This window comes from Synechococcus sp. RC10A2, assembly GCF_047502605.1.
Genome location: NZ_JANSHP010000108.1, coordinates 33,486 through 36,961, shown reverse-complemented (window position 1 = coordinate 36,961; position 3,476 = coordinate 33,486). Strand labels below are relative to the sequence as shown.

Annotated in this window: 4 protein-coding genes; 3 read left to right on the top strand and 1 reads right to left on the bottom strand. The window is 64.5% G+C overall.

Going from position 1 to position 3,476, the window contains the following annotated elements:
- Positions 1–60: 60 nt before the first annotated feature.
- Positions 61–435, top strand: a complete 375-nt coding sequence (locus NW848_RS15350; protein WP_240531061.1) for an SOS response-associated peptidase family protein — start codon at positions 61–63, stop codon at positions 433–435.
- On the opposite strand, the gene dprA is transcribed toward NW848_RS15350, so the two are convergent.
- Entirely contained in the window at positions 374–1,525 is a 1,152-nt protein-coding gene (gene dprA, locus NW848_RS15345; RefSeq protein ID WP_148203212.1) for a DNA-processing protein DprA, read from the bottom strand. The genes NW848_RS15350 and dprA overlap by 62 nt on opposite strands.
- Before the next feature lie 140 nt (positions 1,526–1,665).
- Between dprA and NW848_RS15340 the strand changes: the two genes are divergently transcribed.
- Together NW848_RS15340 and NW848_RS15335 are read left to right on the top strand one after the other, a co-directional pair.
- Entirely contained in the window at positions 1,666–1,896 is a 231-nt protein-coding gene (locus NW848_RS15340) for a hypothetical protein (protein ID WP_011431304.1), read from the top strand.
- Positions 1,889–3,376: a sodium:solute symporter family protein gene (locus NW848_RS15335; protein WP_414508814.1), complete on the top strand. Its 1,488-nt coding sequence runs from the start codon at positions 1,889–1,891 to the stop codon at positions 3,374–3,376. The genes NW848_RS15340 and NW848_RS15335 overlap by 8 nt, the downstream gene beginning before the upstream one ends.
- Positions 3,377–3,476: the final 100 nt, after the last annotated feature.

The window sequence follows — 3,476 nt, the reverse complement described above, 5'->3', positions numbered from 1 at the left end:
TTTCTCTCCTTCCTCTTGAATACCTGTACCCTATTTTAAATTAAAAGGCTGTATCCTCTTGTGTTTGCCTTTGCCGGTATTTGGGAGCGCTGGCGCAGCCCACAAGGGGTGGAGATAGAAACTTGCGCCATCCTCAACACGCCGGCCATGATGGAGCCTTTCCACGAGCGGATGCCGGCCATTTTGACGGAAAACGACTACGACCTCTGGCTGGATCCACGGGTGCGGGATCCCAAGCTGCTGTTGCCCCTGCTCCGCCCCTACCCGGCAGAGGCCATGGCCGCCTACCCCGTCAGCACCCATGTGAACAACCCGCGCCACGAGGATCCCACGTGTCGTGCTCCCATCGGAGAAGCTGGGCAGGGATCCAACCTCAGCGAGCCCGCTGGTAGCGCATCCCCGGCAGTTGCACCAGCCAGCCTTCCAGTTCCATAAGCAGCAGGGTGCTGGAGAGGGTGGCAATGTCCATCTGGGTGGCCTGGACCAGGGCGTCGAGGCTGAGGATTTCGTTGCCCAGGAGCTGCCAGAGAAGCTGCTGCTGGGGATCGCTGGGGCCGAAGGAGGGGGGCTGTTCTGGGGGAGGGGATCCCTGAACCAAATCCAGCTCTTGGAGCAGCTCCTCAATCCCCAGGATCATGCCGGCGCCGTTGCGGATGAGCTGCAGACAGCCGCGGGCCGCCGCTGTGTCGATATTCCCCGGTAGGGCGTACACTTCCCGACCGTAGTGGTTGGCCAGGTGGGCGGTAATCAGCGCCCCCGAGCGCTCTGGGGCCTCCATCACCAAGGTGGCGCGGCAGAGGCCGGCGATGATGCGGTTGCGCTGGGGAAAGTGCTCCTTGGCCGGCGGCGTGCCGGGAGGATATTCGCTGAGGACGGCTCCTTGCTCCAAGATGCGCCGGTAGAGGGAGCGATGGTGGGCGGGGTAAACCTGATCCACCCCCGTTCCCACCACGGCCACTGTCTTGCCGCCTGCCTCTAGGCAGGCCTGGTGGGCAATGCCGTCGATCCCGGTGGCCAGCCCCGAGACCACCACACAGCCGGCTTCTGCCAGGGCGGCACTAACTTTCTGAGTCCAGAGCCGACCGTAGGAGGTGGGGGCGCGGGTGCCGACAACAGCAATGGCCGGCTGCTGCCAATCGGGGCATTCCCCTAAGACATAGAGAAGGGGCGGCGGATCCGGCAGCTCCCACAGCAGCGGCGGATAGCCGGGATCCGCCGGGGTTAGGAAAGGGATCCCAGGCTTTTGGGTCTGCTCCAGGATCTCCTCAGGATCGAGGCCAGGCCGGGCAGAGACAATTGCCTGGGCCAAGGTAGGGCCGATGCCTTCTACCTGCTGCAGGTCCAGGGCGTCCGCCTGCCAGGCCTGCTTCAGGGATCCAAAAAACTCCGCCAGCCGTTTGAGCCGGTGCGGGCCGATGCCCTTAATCTGCGCCCAAGCCAGCCAGTAGGGCCGCTCTTGTTCGCCGCGGCAGGATCCCGGCCTGCCGGCGTTGTCAGCGGGGGAGGAAGGAAAAAGCAATCTCAAGTCTCTGGATCATCGAAAAGGGGAATCTCGGCGGCTGGCTGCCTCGACCCTGCCGCGGGGCTAATACCAGGTTAATCGAGCCATCCTGCTTTAAAATGAAGTCCCGCTGAAGATGCACCTGCACAGCAGGAGGTCGGAGGATGCTCGAACAGGATCCCGCCGCTGGCCTTTTGCGCTTTGGGCGGCTGCGGCAAGCTTGGGTGTGGGGGATCTATCCCCTGCTGTGGCTATTGACCTGGGTGGGCGTGCGCTCCGCCCAGCCGCAGCTATTGGGGATCCCGGCTTGGTACTGGGGGGCGGGGTTGGCCATGTTGCTGCTGGTGCCCTTGAACCTCTACATTGTGCGCGTTTGCTGGCCTAGAGATGGGTGACACGGTTTTGAGTTTGGGTGTGGTTGGGGTGTACCTGCTGCTGTTGGCGGCCATTGGCTGGTGGAGCTACCGCCACAGCGGCCAGGATCCCGTGAGCTATTTCTTGGCGGGGCGGGGGCTGGGATCCCTGGCCTTGACCTTGACCACGCTGGCGACGCTGCTGAGCGCCTTTACTTTCCTCGGCGTGCCGGCAGATGCCTACACCCACGGCCTGGGGATCTTTCTGGGGGTGGGGGTCACCACCGCCTTGATTTCGGGGCTGTTTTTTTGGATAGGCTACCGCGTGTGGCTGGCAGCTCGGCACTTCGGCTTTATTACCCCTTCCGAGTTTTTTGGCCACCGCTTCAACAGCCCTCTCCTGGCCCTGCTCTATTGCCTGAGCGCCCTGACGTTTACCGCCCCCTACATCAGCATCCAGATCATTGGCGGAGCCCGCACCCTGGCCGCTGTTTTGGGAGAAGGGATCCCCTATTGGCCCCTGGCGGTGGTGGTGGCCTTGGTGATCTTGGGCTATGTCCTCTTCGGCGGCTCCCAGGCGGTGGTCTGGACGGACGTGGTGCAGGGGATCATCCTGGTTTTGGGGATGGGGGTGGCCTTTGTGGCGGTGGCCCTGAGCTTGCCCCCGGAAACGGCTGGGCAGTTGGATCCCTGGCTGAGCTTGCCGGGCCCGCAGGGGCGTTGGAGCTGGCAGACCCTGCTGGGCAACCAACTGCTGTTTTTTATGGCCACGCCCCTTTTTCCCCAATTTTTCCAGCGCTTCTACATGGCCAAAAGTGCCCGTCCCTTCCAGACTCTGATGGTGGTCTGGCCGCTGCTCATTCTGCTGGTGTTTTTCCCGGCAGCCCTCATTGGCGTCTGGGGCCGGCTGGCTTTTCCTAACCTGCAGCAGCCGGACCAGATCATGCCGCTGATGTTGCAGAGCTTGCCCAGCGGCGTGGCGGCAGTGGTGATTACAGCCGCGCTGGCGGCTTTGATGTCCACGGCGGACTCGCAACTGCTCACGGCCAGCTCCCTAGTGACGCGGGATCTGGTGGTCACCTTCCTCAAGCGCCCGCTTTCCCCGCACCAGGAGGAGCTGTTGGGCCGCTGGGTGGTGCTGGGGATTGGGCTGGTCTCCTTTGCCATTGCCGTCAGGCCGCCGGGGCTGATTGCCCAGATTGCCACCTGGAGCTTCCAGGGCAACGCCATGCTCTTTCCCGTCTTGATCGCCGGCCTGTACTGGAAGCGGGCGACTCGCGCCGGGGCCGTGGCCGGAGCTTTGGTCTCCAGCGGCCTCACCTTGGGCTGGCTGTCGGGCCTGTTGCCCAAAGGCTGGACGGGCGGCTGGCTGCCGGTCATCCCGGCGGTGGTCGCCGGCACAGCCGTGCTGGTGGTGGTCAGCCTGCTAACCCAGCCCGACCGGGAGAGGGTGGCCGCCTACTATGAGAACGGCCCTTGGGCGGAGGAAGGGATCCCGGAATCTTCAGTTGTCTCGACCTAGATGGCGGGGGGGGGGGCCCCCCCCCCCCCCCCCCCCGGGGCGCCGCGGGGCGGGGGCGCGAGGCCGCCCGCGCGCGCCGACCCCCACGAGAGCCACACAT

Excerpts from the sequence above, each read along its gene's own strand:
- NW848_RS15335 (WP_414508814.1), top strand. The coding sequence starts at position 1,889 with ATGGGTGACACGGTTTTGAGTTTGGGTGTGGTTGGGGTGTACCTGCTG.
- NW848_RS15340 (WP_011431304.1), top strand. The coding sequence starts at position 1,666 with ATGCTCGAACAGGATCCCGCCGCTGGCCTTTTGCGCTTTGGGCGGCTG.